The sequence below is a fragment of the Pseudomonas sp. GM30 genome, assembly GCF_000282275.2.
GTDB lineage: Bacteria > Pseudomonadota > Gammaproteobacteria > Pseudomonadales > Pseudomonadaceae > Aquipseudomonas.
Genome location: NZ_AKJP02000031.1, coordinates 236,653 through 253,315 on the forward strand (window position 1 = coordinate 236,653; position 16,663 = coordinate 253,315).

Annotated in this window: 18 protein-coding genes; 5 read left to right on the top strand and 13 right to left on the bottom strand. The window is 61.5% G+C overall.

The window, feature by feature from the left end; genetic code table 11:
• Nucleotides 1-10: 10 nt before the first annotated feature.
• Genes dgoD through PMI25_RS26080 form a run of 3 tightly spaced genes read right to left on the bottom strand, consistent with a single transcriptional unit; the run spans nt 11 to nt 2,837 of the window.
• Nucleotides 11-1,159: a galactonate dehydratase gene (gene dgoD / locus PMI25_RS26070; protein WP_007961968.1), complete on the bottom strand. Its 1,149-nt coding sequence runs from the start codon at nt 1,157-1,159 to the stop codon at nt 11-13.
• A 48-nt stretch (nt 1,160-1,207) separates the two neighbouring features.
• Nucleotides 1,208-1,828 carry a 2-dehydro-3-deoxy-6-phosphogalactonate aldolase gene (locus tag PMI25_RS26075; protein ID WP_007961967.1) on the bottom strand — a complete coding sequence of 207 codons (621 nt, stop codon included), beginning with the start codon at nt 1,826-1,828 and terminating at the stop codon, nt 1,208-1,210.
• Nucleotides 1,829-1,847: 19 nt separating this feature from the next.
• On the bottom strand, nt 1,848-2,837 hold the full coding sequence (locus PMI25_RS26080) for a 2-dehydro-3-deoxygalactonokinase (RefSeq protein ID WP_007961966.1): 990 nt from the start codon (nt 2,835-2,837) through the stop codon (nt 1,848-1,850).
• A 172-nt stretch (nt 2,838-3,009) separates the two neighbouring features.
• Here PMI25_RS26080 and PMI25_RS26085 point away from each other — a divergent pair, with 172 nt between their 5' ends.
• Nucleotides 3,010-3,501, top strand: a complete 492-nt coding sequence (locus PMI25_RS26085; RefSeq protein WP_238547101.1) for a hypothetical protein — start codon at nt 3,010-3,012, stop codon at nt 3,499-3,501.
• A gap of 3 nt (nt 3,502-3,504) precedes the next feature.
• On the opposite strand, the gene PMI25_RS26090 is transcribed toward PMI25_RS26085, so the two are convergent.
• Nucleotides 3,505-3,984 carry a GNAT family N-acetyltransferase gene (locus PMI25_RS26090; protein WP_007961964.1) on the bottom strand — a complete coding sequence of 160 codons (480 nt, stop codon included), beginning with the start codon at nt 3,982-3,984 and terminating at the stop codon, nt 3,505-3,507.
• Nucleotides 3,985-4,206: 222 nt separating this feature from the next.
• Between PMI25_RS26090 and PMI25_RS26095 the strand changes: the two genes are divergently transcribed.
• From PMI25_RS26095 to PMI25_RS26110, 4 genes are all read left to right on the top strand, one after another.
• On the top strand, nt 4,207-4,860 hold the full coding sequence (locus PMI25_RS26095) for an HD domain-containing protein (RefSeq protein WP_007961962.1): 654 nt from the start codon (nt 4,207-4,209) through the stop codon (nt 4,858-4,860).
• 97 nt (nt 4,861-4,957) lie between these two features.
• Nucleotides 4,958-5,302: a hypothetical protein gene (locus tag PMI25_RS26100; RefSeq protein ID WP_007961961.1), complete on the top strand. Its 345-nt coding sequence runs from the start codon at nt 4,958-4,960 to the stop codon at nt 5,300-5,302.
• A 44-nt stretch (nt 5,303-5,346) separates the two neighbouring features.
• Nucleotides 5,347-5,601 (top strand): hypothetical protein, encoded by a 255-nt coding sequence (locus tag PMI25_RS26105; protein ID WP_007961959.1) that lies wholly within the window; start codon nt 5,347-5,349, stop codon nt 5,599-5,601.
• 136 nt (nt 5,602-5,737) lie between these two features.
• Nucleotides 5,738-6,118 carry a Rho termination factor N-terminal domain-containing protein gene (locus PMI25_RS26110; protein WP_007967633.1) on the top strand — a complete coding sequence of 127 codons (381 nt, stop codon included), beginning with the start codon at nt 5,738-5,740 and terminating at the stop codon, nt 6,116-6,118.
• Between the two features lie 124 nt (nt 6,119-6,242).
• Here the strand turns inward: PMI25_RS26110 and PMI25_RS26115 are convergent, their stop codons facing one another.
• The 9 genes from PMI25_RS26115 to PMI25_RS26155 all read right to left on the bottom strand — a co-directional run bounded on the left by PMI25_RS26115 (nt 6,243) and on the right by PMI25_RS26155 (nt 16,579).
• Nucleotides 6,243-7,172: a PfkB family carbohydrate kinase gene (locus PMI25_RS26115; RefSeq protein WP_007967631.1), complete on the bottom strand. Its 930-nt coding sequence runs from the start codon at nt 7,170-7,172 to the stop codon at nt 6,243-6,245.
• Nucleotides 7,165-8,631, bottom strand: coding sequence for a purine-cytosine permease family protein (locus PMI25_RS26120; protein WP_007967629.1), 1,467 nt, complete (start codon nt 8,629-8,631; stop codon nt 7,165-7,167). The genes PMI25_RS26115 and PMI25_RS26120 overlap by 8 nt, the downstream gene beginning before the upstream one ends.
• 203 nt (nt 8,632-8,834) lie before the next feature.
• On the bottom strand, nt 8,835-9,833 hold the full coding sequence (locus PMI25_RS26125) for an ADP-ribosylglycohydrolase family protein (protein ID WP_007967627.1): 999 nt from the start codon (nt 9,831-9,833) through the stop codon (nt 8,835-8,837).
• On the bottom strand, nt 9,830-10,543 hold the full coding sequence (locus tag PMI25_RS26130) for a GntR family transcriptional regulator (protein WP_007967625.1): 714 nt from the start codon (nt 10,541-10,543) through the stop codon (nt 9,830-9,832). The genes PMI25_RS26125 and PMI25_RS26130 overlap by 4 nt, the downstream gene beginning before the upstream one ends.
• Before the next feature lie 230 nt (nt 10,544-10,773).
• On the bottom strand, nt 10,774-11,742 hold the full coding sequence (gene araH, locus PMI25_RS26135; RefSeq protein WP_027612371.1) for an L-arabinose ABC transporter permease AraH: 969 nt from the start codon (nt 11,740-11,742) through the stop codon (nt 10,774-10,776).
• Between the two features lie 12 nt (nt 11,743-11,754).
• The gene (gene araG, locus PMI25_RS26140) at nt 11,755-13,299 is read right to left on the bottom strand and encodes an L-arabinose ABC transporter ATP-binding protein AraG (RefSeq protein ID WP_007967622.1); all 1,545 of its coding nucleotides are present in this window, start codon (nt 13,297-13,299) and stop codon (nt 11,755-11,757) included.
• A gap of 33 nt (nt 13,300-13,332) precedes the next feature.
• Nucleotides 13,333-14,337 carry a substrate-binding domain-containing protein gene (locus PMI25_RS26145; protein WP_007967620.1) on the bottom strand — a complete coding sequence of 335 codons (1,005 nt, stop codon included), beginning with the start codon at nt 14,335-14,337 and terminating at the stop codon, nt 13,333-13,335.
• Between the two features lie 277 nt (nt 14,338-14,614).
• Complete coding sequence (locus PMI25_RS26150) at nt 14,615-15,433, bottom strand: SDR family oxidoreductase (RefSeq protein WP_007967619.1); 819 nt, start codon at nt 15,431-15,433, stop codon at nt 14,615-14,617.
• A gap of 270 nt (nt 15,434-15,703) precedes the next feature.
• Nucleotides 15,704-16,579: an SMP-30/gluconolactonase/LRE family protein gene (locus PMI25_RS26155; protein ID WP_007967617.1), complete on the bottom strand. Its 876-nt coding sequence runs from the start codon at nt 16,577-16,579 to the stop codon at nt 15,704-15,706.
• Nucleotides 16,580-16,663 lie beyond the last annotated feature (84 nt).

Genomic DNA, 16,663 nt, shown 5'->3' on the forward strand with positions numbered 1-16,663 from the left:
CAGAGACAAATCACCACTCGGCAAAACTGCCATCGGCATGGCGCCAGATCGGGTTGCGCCAGCGGTGGCCGACCGCCGCACGTTCGATCACGTATTCCTCGTTGATCTCGATGCCCAGCCCCGGCCCGTTCGGAATCTTCACGAAGCCCTGGTCGTAGTCGAACACTCGCGGATCTTTCACGTAGTCGAGCAGATCGTTGCTCTCGTTGTAATGGATACCCAGACTCTGCTCCTGGATAAACGCGTTGTAACAAGCCGCATCCAGTTGCAGGCACGCCGCCAGCGCAATCGGCCCCAGCGGGCAATGCAGCGCCAGCGCCACGTCGTAGGCTTCGGCCATGTTGGCGATCTTGCGGGTCTCGGTGATACCGCCGGCATGCGAGGCATCCGGCTGGATGATGTCGACGTAGCCTTCGCTCAGCACCCGCTTGAAATCCCAGCGCGAGAACAGCCGCTCGCCAAGGGCGATCGGCGTGCTGGTCAACGGTGCCAGCTCTTTCAGCGCTTCGTAGTTTTCGCTGAGCACCGGCTCTTCGATGAACATCAGTTTGTACGGGTCGAGCTCCTTCATCAGCACCTTGGCCATCGGCTTGTGTACCCGACCGTGGAAGTCGACGCCGATACCGACGTTCGGCCCGACGGCATCGCGCACGGCGGCAACGTTGGCCAGGGCCAGATCGACTTTCTCGAAGGAGTCGAGGAACTGCAGCTCTTCAGTGCCATTCATTTTCACCGCAGTAAAACCCCGGCTCACCGCCTCTTTCGCGGCGCGTGCGGTGTCGGCCGGACGATCGCCACCGATCCACGAATACACACGAATCTTGTCGCGCACCTGACCGCCGAGCAGATCGCTGACCGACACGCCGAGGGCCTTGCCCTTGATGTCCCACAGCGCCTGGTCGATACCGGCCAGCGCGCTCATGTGGATGGCGCCACCACGGTAGAAGCCGCCGCGATACAACACCGTCCAGATGTCCTCGATGTTGCGTGGGTCTTTGCCGATCAGGTAGTCGGACAATTCTTCAACGGCAGCGGCGACAGTGTGTGCGCGGCCTTCGACCACAGGCTCGCCCCAACCGGTCACGCCCTCATCGGTTTCGACCTTGAGGAAGCACCAGCGCGGCGGGACGATGAAGGTGGTGAGTTTGGTGATTTTCATCTGTTTGTCTCTCTTGTTAGATGCAGCGCACGCAGCGCCGGATAAATCTCAGCGAAGGGCCTTCCAGGCAGCCACGTAGGCCTTGGCATTGGCCGCCACTTGCTCAACCGTCATGCCCGGTTTGAACAGGCCGGAACCGAGGCCGAAACCTTTCACGCCAGCGTCGATGAACGCTTGCATGTTGTCCGGGGTGATCCCGCCGACCGGCGCCAGCACCGTCCCGGAGGGCAACACCGCGAGCCATGCCTTGACCACCGCCGGGCCCATCTGCTCGGCCGGAAACAGCTTGAGAATGTCCGCGCCCTCCTCCAGCGCCGCAAAGGCTTCGGTCGGTGTGGCGACACCCGGCGACAGGTACAACCCCGCCGCTTTCGCTGCGCGCAGCACCTTGGCGTCGCTGTGCGGCATGACGATCACCTGGCCGCCGGCGGCTTTCACCAACTCGACCTGCTCCGGGGTCAACACCGTACCGGCACCGATCAGGCAATCGGCGGGCAAGGTCTGACGCAGGATGCGGATACTTTCGTACGGCGACGGGGAATTGAGCGGTACTTCGATGACGCGAAATCCGGCGGCATACAGGACTTCTCCGACAGCGGCGGCTTCCTGCGGATGCAGGCCACGCAGGATCGCGATCAGACCGTTTTGTGCCAGTGCTTGCTTGAGCATGTCAGGCCTCCAGTCAGGGTTAACGGGATGAGAATTCGAGCAGTCCGGCGGCCAGCGCCAGTTGCCACAGGCCGCGCTCGGTGGCCTGCTCGGCCAGCGCCACCCGGGCGAAACCGCAGGCGTCCAGCGCACGGCTGTAGCGGGCGCAGAGTTGCGCGTTGCCAATGAGGATGATCGAGGGCAGATGCGCACTGCTGCGTCGACGCCGCTGGGCTGCGGCAAGCGCCACCAGCTCATGGCCGATCATCAGCCCGGAGAGGTAATCCGCTTGTGCCGTCGGCGCCAGTTGACCGGTCAAGCCCAAAGTGCGCGCACTAAATAACGTAGAGAGCACACCCAGTTCGCCGTCCGCCGACAGCGCCACTTGCACGCCACGGTCAAACGCTCGGCCATCAAATGGCGCACCCTGTTGCTGGGTACGCCCGAGAATGCTGTGTTCACCGAGCACGGCGAACACTTCGCCGGTCATGAAAGTATCGAAATGGGTGATGCAACCCTCGAGCACCTCCACCCACTTGGAGTGGCTACCCGGCAGACCGATCAACAGATCGCCGCCCGCCTCGGCCGGCAGGTTCTGCAGCACGCCGAGTACCTGGGTTTCTTCACCGCGCATCACGTTGGGCAAGTGCGAACGCTGAATCACGCCCGGCACGATGTGCACCCGCGTGCCGCGCAGACTGACCACTGTTTGTAGGGAATTTCCGAGATTGGCGACGTTCGCCGGCGTTTCGCAGTAGGCCGCTTCGCGCCAGCCCTGGGCGCTGCCGACCATGCCGCAGGCAATCACCGGCAGATCCGGCTGCGCATCAAGCCAGTCACCACAAGCGTCTTCGAAGGCCAGTTCAAAACCGTCGGCGCATTCACCACCGTTGATGACCCGCGGGCTCTTGGGTAACTGCATGATCCCGGACGACAGCGCACGCTGCTCCAGCACCACGCCACCGGCCGCGAGTTTGTAAGCACGTAATGAGGTCGTCCCCCAATCGAGCGCGATCAATTGCGCCTGCATCGCTTCACCTGTTTTGTTTTTGGCAGTGAGTGCGACGGACTATAAACCTTGGCGCTGTAAAATCTCAATATATAAATATCATTCCCATATTATGGGATTTACAACTGTAACAGCCGTTTCTCTGCCAAATCTTTAAAATGCCGGCCGCGTCGATGCGACGACCGCTCTCGACATGTTCAGGGAAGAAAAAATGAAAACCGCTTTAAAGGCGTTACTGCTCTGTGGCGCACTCTGCTTCGCGGCGATTGCCAGCGCCTTGCCCGCTATCAAGGAGGGCGACATCTGGACCTACAAAACCCGGCCGGGTGAAGAAGCCTCGACCTTGACCATCCTCAAAATCGAAAGTTATCCGCATTACGGCACCGTCGTGCATATCCGCGTTGATGGCATTCGGATGATCAACCCGGTCACCGGAGGCGAGTTCACCGCAATGCCCCACCTGCCTTTCCAGGCCGAGGCTTTGCAGCGCAGCCTGACTCGGCGCGTGGGAGAAACGGCGCAGATACCGGATTTCAGCCAGGGCTACACCTACTGGAAAGCGGCCTTCGATGAAGAGAAGGCCGGGGCATTCAAGATTTCCGTGCGAAAGACACTGGATGGGTTACTGAGCGGCAATTGGGAAATGACTGATGATGAAACAGCCAAAACCACCTCGACGCCCTGAGGATCATCCCTCGGCAAACTCGCGCAACACCTTGCCATCCATGCGATAGCGCACCCACTCTTCCTGCGGCTGTGCGCCGAGAGATTTGTAGAATTCGATGGCCGGGGTGTTCCAGTCCAGCACGCTCCATTCGAAGCGCCCACAGTCGTTGTCGCAGGCAATTTTCGCCAGATGCCGCAACAGAGTTTTACCCGCGCCGCCGCCGCGTTGTTCGGGGGTGATGTAGAGGTCTTCGAGGTACAGGCAGTTGCTGCCGAGCCACGTCGAATAACTGAAGAAAAACACCGCAAAACCGATTGGCACACCGTCACGCAGGCAGATCAGGCCGTGGGCGGTGGCGCCCTCGCTGAACAGGCTGCGCTCGATGTCGGTAACGCTGGCGATCACTTCGTGGCGAGCCTTTTCGAAATCTGCCAGTTCGGTGATAAAGGCGAGGATTTGCGGTGCATCGCTGGGGGTCGCCGGGCGGATTTCGATCGTCATGGACGGGCCTTGTCGGAAAATGGAAAGCGCCATACTAAAGCCGTGGACGGCGCTCGTCACATTCCATACCTGATAGAGAAGCTTGTGGTGAGGGGATTCATCCCCGATGGGTTGCGCAGCAGCCCTGAAAAACCGGAGTGCTTCGCACTCCATCGGGGATAAATCCCCTCACCACAGCAGTATCATGGGCATCAAAATTTGGGTAAGTCTGCAAGGATGTTCATGAACGCCACTGCTTTTGCGCCGCTCACCTCACTCGCCGCCAAGTTGCTGCCCCACGCTCTGGAGCCGTCCGACGACGGCGCCCATGACCTCGCGCATCTGCAACGGGTCTGGCACAACGTGCGGACCTTGCAGGCCGAGGAAGGCGGTGACCTGGAAGTGTTGCTCGCCGCGGTATTGCTACACGATTGCGTGTCCGTCGAGAAGAACTCGCCCCTGCGCTCGCAGGCTTCGCGCCTCGCCGCCGAGAAAGCTGCAAACGTGCTGGCGGAACTGGATTGGTCCGCCAGCAAAATCGCCGCCGTCACCCACGCTATCGAAGCCCACAGTTTCTCCGCCAACATCACCCCGCTGACCCTCGAAGCAAAAATCGTCCAGGATGCCGACCGTCTCGACTCGCTGGGCATGCTTGGCGTGGCCCGCACCTTTTACGTCGCCGGGCGCATGGGCAGTGCACTGTACGACCCGCTCGACCCTGAAGCCAGGGAGCGCGACTACAACGACACACGTTTCTGCCTCGACCACTTCCAGACCAAACTGCTGCACCTCGCCGACGGTTTTCAGACCGAAATCGGTCAGCGTCTGGCGCAGATCCGCCATCAGCGCCTGCAGGGTTTCATGGAGCAGTTCAAGGAAGAAATCGGCCTCGACTGATGACCCTGTGTCTCGACCGTTCGTCGTTCATCAGGCACCAATCCAATCCAGGGGCAGACCAACAACAGGTAAGGAATTCAATCACTGGAGAAGCCCTATGATCCCGTCAAGGTTGACTGCCCTCGTTTTCGCCGCCCTGCTGAGTCCTGCGGTTTTCGCCGCGTCTACCACCGCAGCAGGCACCGGTCCTACCGATCCGGTTCCGTCGCCACGCGCTCCCGCCATTAACAGTGCCCCGGGCATGAACACCGATGGCTCCGGCGTTCCGTTGATCAATCAGCCACCCGCCACCGGCACCGATCCCCGTACCCAAGGCAGTGATTCCGGCCGCCAGGGTGGCATGAACACCCCTGACTCCCCCGCCACACCCGATAACGCCGGCCCCGGCATCGGCTCGAAAACCACCACCGGTGGCTCGGGCTCTGAAGGTGCCGGCCAGTAGTTCGCCGACGCGAGCGTCCTATTCACATCCATGAAGAGGTAACCATGAACGTCGATAAAAACCTGGAAAAAGAAGTCCTCACCCGCCTGCTGCACGCCCATCCGAGTGGGCTTGGCAAAGAGGTGCTGGACAACTATCGCGGTGAGAAAGTGGTGGCCAGCGCCCTCGCCGCCCTGCAGGATCGCGGACTGATCCACCATGGTCATGTGACCTGCAACGAGGCCGGCGAACACTCGTTGAATCTGCCGATCAAGCTCAGTGCGGCTGGCGTCGAAGCGGCGCGAAAGCTGGATGTCTAGAAGCTGTGATTGTGTGAACGCATGATCGTGTAGGAGCTGCCGCAGGCTGCGATCTTTTGATTTTCAAGAGCAAAAGATCGCAGCCTTCGGCGGCTCCTACACAAGAAATCCATCTACTGATGCAAGGAGAAATCCCATGCCTCGTGGAAGCAAAGACAAATACACCGCCGAACAGAAGCGCAAGGCCGAACACATCGAAGACAGCTATGAGAAAAAAGGCTTGTTGAAGGATGCAGCCGAAGCACGGGCCTGGGCCACGGTGAACAAACAGTCGGGCGGTGGCGAAAAGGCTGGCGGTTCGGGGCGCAGGAAACCGGCGAGTGCCAAGTCCGAAGATCGCAAGGAATCATCGCGGCGTGCGGTAGCCAGTCGTGAAGGACATGCGCGCGACAGCAAGGCATCGCGCGAGACGCAGACCGTGGACAGTCTGAGGAAAGAGGCGCGGGCGAAGAATATCGCCGGGCGCTCTTCGATGCGCAAGGACGAGTTGATTGTGGCGTTGCGCAAGGCCGGTTGATATTTGTTGTGAGGCTGATGGCCTTATCGCTGGCAAGCCAGCTCCCACAGGGATTCCGGGGTACACAAATTTGCGTTTCACCCTGTAAACCTGTGGGAGCTGGCTTGCCAGCGAAAGCGTCAGATCAATCGCCGCAGACTTCGCGGATAAACCCATCCACCTCAGCCGCCCCCGGCGCAGTCGCCGGCCCCCAACGCGTCACAGCCAAAGCAGCCGCCGCATTCGCCCGGCGTGCCGCCTCAAGCGCGTCCAGACCCTGCGCCAATCCGGCGACGAACACCCCGGCATGAGCATCACCCGCGCCGTTGCTGTCGACCGCTTTCACGGCAAACCCCGGCACCTGCCGACGCTCGCCAGCCTGCTGGATCCAGCACCCCTGCGGCCCGTCGCGCACCACCATCAGCACGTCTTTCGGTAGATGCTCGGCGAGGCGATCCAGGGCCGCCGCAATGTCCGCAGCCCCGGTAAACCGCAACGCCTCCACGCTGTTGCTGGTCCACACATCGATGCGTGGCAACAGCGCCTGCATCAACGCCGAGTCCGGCGATTCCACCAACGGGCCCGGATCAAACACCACGCTGATCACCTCTGGCAGCGCCAGCGTCCAGTCCAGCAGCGCCTGCGCCTTGCCCACGTGAAGCAGGCTGTAGCCGCTCACATAAACGTAATCGCCCGCCTCGGCGGCCACGCTGTTCAAATCCTCCTCGGTCACTTCGCCTTCAGCGCCGATGTAGGAGATGAAACTGCGCTCAGCCGACGCATCGGTCAGCGCCACGCAAATCCCGGTGTCGCGTTGCGCAGGCATCTGGATGCCGATATGAATACCTTCAGCGTTCATCGCCTGGCGCGCCAGATCACCAAAACGCCCGGTGCCATGACGACCGAGATAGACCACCGGCAAACCGTTGCGCACAGCTGCGGCCATCACGTTGAAGCCGCCGCCAGCCTCGAAAGCGGCAGATTGCGCCAGCACATCGCCGCCGACTTGCGGCAGCTGATCCACGGCCATGACCAGGTCGATGATGACCTGGCCGGTGTGCAACATCTTAGGCATGAGCATTCTCGCCTTGCGCGGCGCGGCGATCTTTCGCCCCACCGAGAATCAGGTAAATGCCACCGGCCACCACGAAGGTCACGATCCAGCCCAGACCGTTGTGGCCCAGCCACGAGTCAGACAGGAAGCCCTTGAACCAGACGTTTTCGGCGGTGGTGCCGATGGTGGTGAAACTGAAGCCAAGCACGATGGCAATCGCCCACGCGCCGAACGCGCGCCACTCGATGCCGCCGCGATACCAGTAAGCACTGCTCGGGCTGACATCGAGCAGGTCTTTGGGGCTGTAGTAGTGACGGTGAATCAGGTCGACGACGAAGATCCCGACCCACGCGGTGATCGGCACCGCCAACAGGGAAATGAAGGTGATGAACGGGCCATAGAAGCTGTCGGCGATCAACATGAAATAGATCGAACCGGCAAAGATCGCCACGATGTCCACCACCACCGCGTAGACGCGTTTGACCTTGAGGCCGAGGGTCAGCGTGGTCAATCCGGCGGAGTACACCGACAGGTTGTTCGACAGCAGCAGCCCGCCGAATGCGGTGATCAGGTACGGCACGGCCATCCAGGTCGGCAGCATGTCGCGGATTGCCACGATCGGGTCAGTCGCTGACGCCAGGTCATTGTTGCCCACCGACAGCAGACCGCCGAGGGTGATCAGCAGCACCAGAGGAATCCCCGCACCGAACGCCGCCGAAGCCACCAGCCGCACCGCCTTGACGCTGCGGTGCTGATAGCGCGACATGTCGGCGCCGGCGTTGGCCCAGCCGATCCCGGTGCCGGCGGCCATGGTGCCGATGCCGATGATCATCGCGCTCATGGGGGCGGGTGTGGCGTTGAACACCGCGCTCCAGTCGATGGTCGCGCAAAGGAAGCCGCCGACCAGAATGTTCAGCGCGCCGAACACGTAGGTCGCCCACTTCTGGATCACCAGCAAGGTGGCGTGACCGAGGCCGGAAACCGACAGGGTCAGCAGCACGAAAATCGCGATGAAGATCAGCGTCAGCACTGGCGCACTCTTCGCCTCAACCGGCGAGCCGAACAGGATCGAACACAGCGACAGCAGCACGAACGCGGCGGTGGTGGTGTTGACGGTTTCCCAACCCAGCCGCGACATCAGCGAGACCAGCGTCGGGCCGATATTGCCGCGTACGCCGAAGATCGCCCGCGACAAGGTCAGGCTCGGCGCACGGCCACGGCGGCCGGCAATCGAGATGATCCCGACCACGGCGAACGAACCGGCGGCGCCGACGATGGCAACGATGATCGCCTGCCAGATCGCCAGCCCGCGAAACGCCACCAGCGTGGCACCCAGCGGCAGGCCGAGAATGGAAATGTTGGCGGCGAACCAGACCCAGAACAGTTGCAGCGGATGACCGTTGCACTCGGTTTCCGGCACCGGCTCGATGCCCCGGGTTTCCAGTTGCCCGGCGCTTTGCCCGGCATTTGTTGAACTCATGAACAGTGCTCCTGTTTGCCTTTATTGTGGTTGTGGGCAATGACGCAAAATTTATTGCTCTTGTGGCGAGGGAGCTTGCTCCCGCTCGGCTGCGCAGCAGTCGTAATCCAGACAATGGGGGTATGTCTGACACAGGGTGCCGGCAGGGTTTGGGGCCGCTTCGCAGTCCAGCGGGAGCAAGCTCCCTCGCCACAGTCATGTGTTTAACGCAGGGCCAACAGCCCCTGCACCAACGGTTCAAGCTCCAGATGATTGACCGCTTTGACCGTGGCAATCATCGGCGCAGGCCAGCTCTCAAGGCCCAGGCAGGCCCCGAGCATGGCGCCAAGAATCGCCGCGATGGTGTCAGTGTCACCGCCAAGACTGGCGGCCATGCACAACGCATCGAATGCGCTCATCTCGCCAACGGCCACTTGCTGCGCCAGGGCGAACGACACCACCACCGATTCCTGCGATGCCACCGACGTGCCGATCACGTCGTACAGCAGGTCCGCCAGCAGCGCCTTGTCACTGTCGACGCTAATCGTCCGCGCCCAACTGATGCGCGAAGCGATGCGTCCGCCGGCCACCCAGTGACCATGTGCCTCGGCCTGTTGCGCAATCTGCTGGCCAAGGTTCAATGCCTCGCCCAGATCCATGCCGTTGATCCCGGCCGAGACCACTGCCGCGACCGCCGCCGCGCTGGAAATCCCCAGCGTGGTGTTGTGCGTGACCTGACAGGCCTGCACCACGGCCGCGATGAAACGCTCGGGATCAGCGACGTCTGCGGCGATGCCCACCGGGGTGATGCGCATCGCTGCGCCGTTGGTGGTGCCGTAACGCCCGGCTTCTTCCGGCGAGTGGCCGGCGAGAATCATTTCAATGGCGCGTTTGGTCGATGGGCCGAGCAGGTCCTGCGAGCCCTTGGCCTGCATCTCGGCTTCCCACTCGATCAGCCGTTGGGCAAGCACTGCCGGCTCGATCCGGCCTTTGCCTTCGACCAGCAACTCGCCAACCAGAATCGCCTGTTCGGTGTCGTCGGTGATCGAACCTTTGGGCATGTTGGCGGCGATCGGTTGCAAAGGACCGGCGTCCTGCAGATCGGTGATGTGGCCGAAGCGGGTCTTGATCGTTTCGCGGTTCAGCGATTGTGTCGGCATGCCCAGCGCATCACCGAGGGCCAGGCCATAAAACGCACCGAGGGCACGGTTGAGCGCGGTCATTTCTGTTCTCCAAATTGCAGGTGCAGGCGGAAATGCACCGGGTCGAGCAGGCTTTCGACCTGCTCCATGAAGCGGTTCTGCCGGTCGTAAGTCGTGCGCAAGGCCTTGAGAAACACAGTGCCTTCCGCGCGACCGAGCAGCTCGGCGTCCACGGCATTCAGCGGTTCGGCGCCGATCCACTGATCGCCGCGCTCGCCGATGTAGCCGTAGGCGGCCAGGGTGATGGTCAGCGAGTTGTCGATAAGACCGACACGCGGCAGGCTTTCCAGGCCTCCGGTGGCCGGCAACAGCGAGCGTTCGAGGGAGACCAGCGTGCCGTCATTGGAACGCCGGCGGCGGTCGAGGGTGATGAACTGGTCGGTGCCGAAACGCGAAAGCAAATCCGGCCGGGTCACCGCTTCCAGGCGCAGCACTTCGGTGTTGATCAGCGCCCCACTGTCGGCCAGCGCCTGCGCCCAGCCGCTGCGCTGATCGAGCACCACACCGTCAAACGTGACGATTGAGCCGACCCCGCTTTGCGTGGCGATGTAATTGCGCCGCTTCAGCTCGGCCAGCGCCTCCCGCAACGTGCCACGGCTGACGTTGAATTCCTGAGCCAACTGATGCTCGCCGGGCAACAGAAAGCCGTCCTCCATGAGGCCGCTTTCGATGCGCCGGACGAGCTCGTCGACTACCCGTTGTTTCTTGTCAAATCGTACCTGTCTAATCATGTACAAAGTGATACCCGAAACGGGCGCGGGCGGGCAAGGAGTTTTTAGGGGTTCGGACAGAAGGAATGCATCACTGTGGCGAGGGAGCTTGCTCCCGCAGGGCTGCGGAGCGGCCCTGAAACCGGCGACAAGGGTGAGTCTGACACACCGCAATGTCCGGATTTGCGACTGCTGCGCAGCCGAGCGGGAGCAAGCTCCCTCGCCACAAAATTATGCTTCGCCGGTTAGAATCAGCGTTGTTTCAGGCGGTCGATGACGACGGCCAGCAACAGAATCGAACCGCGAATCACATACTGATAAAACGTATCGATGTTCTTCAGGTTCATCGCATTCTCGATGATCGCCAGAATCAACACCCCGGCAATCACGTGGCGGATCATCCCGATCCCGCCACTGAGCGACACCCCGCCCAGCACACACGCCGAAATCACGGTCAGCTCGAAACCCTGGCCAATCATTGGCTGCCCAGAGGTCATCCGCGACGCCAGAATCACCCCGGCCAGCGCACCGATCACGCCGTGCACGGCGAAAATGATGATCTTGGTCCGGTCAACGTTCACCCCGGCGAGCAATGCCGCCTCCTGGTTGCCACCGATGGCCATGGTGTTGCGCCCGTAGGTGGTGTAGTTCAGCAGCCAGCCGAAAAACAGGAAGCAGACGATGGTGATCAGGATCGGCACCGGCACGCCGAACAACTGGCCGTTGCCGAAGACGAAGAACGATTCCTGCGACACGCCCACCGCTTTGCCGTTGGCGAAAATGTAGGCCAGGCCGCGGACGATCTGCATGGTCGCCAGCGTGGTGATCAGCGCGTTGACCCGCAGCTTGGCAATCACGATGCCGTTGATCAGCCCGACAATCAGGCCCATCACCAGCGCCGCGCTGACGCCGAGGAACACGCTGTTGGTGTCGCGCATCACCACTGCCGCCACCACCCCGGCGCAGGCGATCACCGAACCCACCGACAGATCGAAATGCCCCGACGCCAGGCAATACAGCATGGTGCACGCGGCAATGCCGGTGGTGGAAATCGCCAGGCCCAGCCCGCGCATGTTCAGCGGTGAAAGGAAGTTGTCGATCAGCAGGGTGCAGGCGACGAAGATGCCGATGGCCGCCAGCAGCATGACCCAGTCGTCGAGGAAGCGCCGCAGGTCCAGCGGTTTGCGGGGAGTCGGCAGCGCCTTGTTTTGGATGGTCATCATAGTCACCTCTCAGTTCGCCACGCCGTCAGCGCGATGGCGCGGCAAAGCCAGTTGCAGCAGGTTGGATTCATTGGCCTGGTCGCGGCTGACTTCGCCGCGCAGCGCGCCTTCGCAGAGCACCAGAATGCGGTCGGAAATGCCCATCACTTCCATCAGGTCGCTGGACACCACGATCACCGAAATTCCGTCGGCGGCCAGGTTATGGATGATCTGGTAGATCTCGGCCTTGGCGCCGATGTCGATGCCGCGAGTCGGCTCGTCGAGCAGCAGCACCTTCATCGGCATCGACAGCCAGCGACCGAGAATCGCCTTCTGCTGATTGCCGCCGGAGAGGAATTTGATCTGCTGACCGGCGTGCGGGGTTTTGACTTTCAGCGCCTTGATCTGCTTGTCAGCGTTGCCCTTCTCCCACAGCCCGCGCAGCAGGCAGCCGAGGCTGGCATTGGCACCGCGCGCGCTGATGTTGATGTTCTCGGCAACGCTGGCCAGCGGAATGATCCCCTCCTTTTTGCGGTCCTCGGGGCACAGCAGGATCCCGGCGGCAATCGCATCGCGCGGTGAGCGCAATTTCAATTCATGACCGCGCAATTCAAGGCGTCCGGCGGTGTTGCGCTCAAGCCCGCTGAGCAAGCGAAACAGCTCGGTGCGCCCGGCCCCGACCAGACCAAACAGGCCGAGAATCTCGCCCTTGTGCGCCTCGAAACTCACCGGCTCACGCAGCCCTGGGCCAAGCAGACCGTCGACCTTCAACGCCACCGCGCCGCGTGGACGACTGCGGTAATCGTAGATGTCCTGAATGTCGCGCCCGACCATGCAGGTCACCAGTTGATCGTGGGTCAACTGGCTCATGTCGTCGAAGGTGCGCACGTAACGGCCGTCCTTGAACACCGTCACCGCATCGCAAATGCGGAACACTTCTTCCATGCGATGCGAGACGTAGAGCACCACTTTGCCCTCATCGCGCAGGCGGCTGATGATCGCCATCAAACGGTCGATTTCGCGGGCCGAGAGGCTGCTGGTCGGCTCATCGAAGGCGATCACATGCGCGCCACGGGACAGCGCCTTGGCGATTTCCACCAGTTGCCGCTGGCCGAGCGACAGGCGCCCGACCTTGGTCTGCGGATCGATTTCATCGGCCAGCCCCTTGAGGCAGGCCAAGGCATTCTGGCGCAGCAGGCCACGGTTGATCAGGCCGAAACTGGCCGGCAGATGACCGAGAAACAGGTTCTCGGCCACGCTCATTTCCGGCACCAGATGCAGCTCCTGGTGAATCACCGCGACGCCGCTGCCGATGCTATCGGCGGTCGACTTGAACGCCATGGCCTGCTCGCCGATCTGCAACTCGCCGCTGCTCGGAATGTAGGCGCCACCGAGGATTTTCAGCAGGGTCGATTTGCCGGCGCCGTTCTCGCCCATCAAGGCGTGCACCTGCCCTGGATGGGCGACGAAGCTGATGGCGTCCAGCGCCTTGACCCCGGGGAAGGTCTTGCCGATCCCGTTGAAGCGCAGGCTGCCGCCGGCGCTGCTTGAGTGTGTCTGTACTTGCGCGTGCATCTGAGTCACCTCTTCACACCGATCGAGCAGCCATCAATTCCACAGGCCGATTTTTTCCAGCTCTTGCTTGAAGTTCTCACGGGTGATCAGGGTGACGTCGTCCATCGCTGTGTACTTCGGCGGTTCTTTGCCGGTGGTGACCCACTCGTACATCATCTCGGCGGTCTTGTAGCCTTCGATGTGCGGGCTTGGCAGCATCGAGCCGAAGAAACCACTGTTGGGCTTTTTCAGCTCGCCGATGGCGTCGGTGCCGTTGATGCCGATGCCAATCACGTTGGCCGCGGCAAACCCGGCGGCTTCGGTGGCGCGTACGCCGCCGAGCACGGTGTTGTCGTTCATGCCGCCGATGATCAGGTTCTTCGCCGCGCTTGGCAGCTTGACCAGCGCCGAGTTGGTGGCGTCCATGCTGCCCGGCACGTCGAGGGTTTTCAGCGCGGCGGTCAGGATGTGGTCTTTCGGCAGGCCAGCGTCTTCGAGCGCCTTCATCGAACCGTCGGTGCGCTTCTTGCCGGTGTCGAGTTCGTTGTAGGTGTTGACCACCGCGTAAGTGTCTTTCCAGTCCCAGTTGCGTTTCTTCGCTTCGGCAACCATCGCGTTGCCCTGCTTCTGGCCGACTTCGAACGCGGCCATGCCGAGGTACGGCACGTCTTCCATGAACTTGCCGTTGGCGTCGACGAAACGATCGTCCACGGCAATCACTTTGAGGTCATTGAGTTTGGCTTTGGCCATGATCGCCGGGCCGAGCGAGACGTCCGGCGGGCAGATCACGAAGCCTTTGGCGCCGTTGGCGGCGAGGCTGTCGATGGCCGAGAGGGTTTTCTCGCCGTCTGGCACGGCGATCTTGATCAGTTCGAAGCCCTTGTCCTTGGCGGCTTTTTCGGCGAAAGCCCACTCGGTCTGGAACCACGGCTCTTCAGCCTGTTTGACCAGGAAACCGATTTTCACGGTGTCGGCAGCCAGCAGCGAACTGCTCAGACTGAACGCGGTGACCGCCAGCGCGGCACTGCACAGGGTACGAATCCGGAAACGACGTTTCATAAGCTGACTCCTTGTTATTTTTTTGAGCAAATTAAACAGTTTGTGGCGAGGGAGCTTGCTCCCGCTGGGCTGCGAAGCGGCCCTAAAACCGGTTACCTCGGTCAATCAAACACACCGCGCAGCCCGAATTTACGACTGCTGCGCAGCCGAGCGGGAGCAAGCTCCCTCGCCACAGGTGTGGTGGCGTGACACGTACTGCTGCAAAGCCTGTTGAAAATAGTCATATCGTATGATGATTGGATTTCACGCGGAGTTCACCGCTTGAAACCCGATCCACTCAGTCGTGGTACATCACCGAGCGACCACCATCGATGGTGATGCACGAGGCGTTGATGAACGGCGCTTCATCGCTGGCCAGGAAGACGGCGGTCATCGCCACTTCGAGCGGCTGACCAATGCGTTTTGGTGGATGCAGATCAAACGCACGCTGACGCTCGGCCTGCGGATCGGCAAAGCCGTTCCAGTAATCGACATTGAGTTGTGTCTCGATGTAGCCCGGGGCAATGGCGTTGACCCGGACGCCCTTCGCCGCGTATTCGATGCCCAGCGCCCGGGTCAGCCCGAGCAGGCCGTGCTTGGCCACCGGGTACGGGAAGCAACCGGGAATGATGTGGCTGGAATGGGTCGAGGCGATGTTGATGATGCTGCCGACGCCCTGCTCGATCATCTGCGGCAGCACGGCTTTGCTACCGAACCAGGCGCCGTCCAGGTCGATGGCGAAGCAACGACGCCAGTCTTCTTCGGTCATTTGCAGCGGGTCGCGGAACACGTTGACCCCGGCGCAATTGACCAGCACGTCGATGCGCCCGTGCAGCTCAACCGCCAGTCTGGCCATGGCGTGCAAGTCCTGCTGGCGCGAGACGTCAGCCTTGATCGCCTGCACGTCGTAGCCCTTGTCGCGCCAGTGGGCGGCAACCTTCTCGACCTTTTCTGCCTGAATATCGCTGATCACCAGTCTGGCCTGCTGCGAAGCGAAGGTGGCAACGATCGCCTCGCCGATGCCTTGAGCGGCACCGGTCAGCAGCACCACTTTGTTTTTCAAACGCTCACCCTTCGGCGGCGCAGGCACCGGCGGCAAGGAAAGAGGTTCAGCCATGGATCAGGACTCCTGTTCGTCAGCACAAAAAAACCGGGCATCTGACGATGTCCGGTCTGGAAGACTGTGAAAACGAAACAGGCAGTCACGGCAAGCGACGCCGGACCGTTGCGAGACGCTGACTCCGCTGAGGAGTGCGATAGAGATTCGCTGCATCACTTCACCTGTTTTGTTCTTTTTAAGTGTGAGTGCGTGTTACTGCTGGAGCCGACTATAAACCCGACCGCCAAATAATCTCAATATATAATTTTGCATCCCATATTTTGGGATTTATCCAGCGAAGCGTGTGCAGAGTTTGCCCGGCACATCGACGCGCATCGACAGGACTGCGCCATCCAGTGGATGGTTGTGCGGACTCTGGGCGCTGGTGATGTACAGGGTTTTCAGGTCTTCGCCGCCGAATACGCAACTGGTTGGCCGGCTTACAGGCAGATCGATTTTGCGGTCGACCTTGCCGTCCGGCGTCAGGCGCAACAGGCAGCTGCCGTCCCAACGTGCGTTCCACACATAACCCTCAGTGTCGATTGCCGATCCGTCCGGGCCGCCATTCTGGTCAGGGCCATACCAGATCTCGGCGTTATCCAGATTGCCATCGGTGTGAATGAAATAGCGATTGAGCGCCCCGTCGAGGCTGTCGCCGAACAGCAATCTGGTGCCGTCGTCGCTCCACAACAGCGTGTTGGGAATACCGAGACCGAGCAGCAATGGCGTGACACGCTGGTCGGGATCAATGCGAAACAAGCCACCGGAACGACGCTCGATCGGCAGGTCTTCGCCGTTGTCGCCGATGTTGTTCTGCATGGTGCCGAGCCACAGTCGCCCCTGACCATCGCAGCGTGCCTCGTTGGGCCGATTGCCCGGTTGCGGGTCGGCGATGCAGAACAGCGTCAGGTTCGGCTCAAGACCGGGGGAATCGAGATCCAGGCGATAGACGCCGCTGCTCAAGGTAACCAGCGCATCGCCGCTGGCACAGGGGATGAACGCGGAAACGTGCTCGGGCATCTGCCAGATCTGCACGTTGTTGCCGATCAGCCGCAACGCCTGTTTGCCGGCGATATCGACCCAGTACAGTGCTTGGGTCGGGGCGTCCCAGAATGGCCCTTCGCCGAGCCTGGCGCGGTGTTGGGTTACGGCGGTCCAGCTCATGGCAACTCCTTGGGTCTTGGTGTTCTAAATGTGGGAGCGAGCTTGCTCGCGAAAGCGGAGTGTCAGTCGAAGGCGGCGTATCTG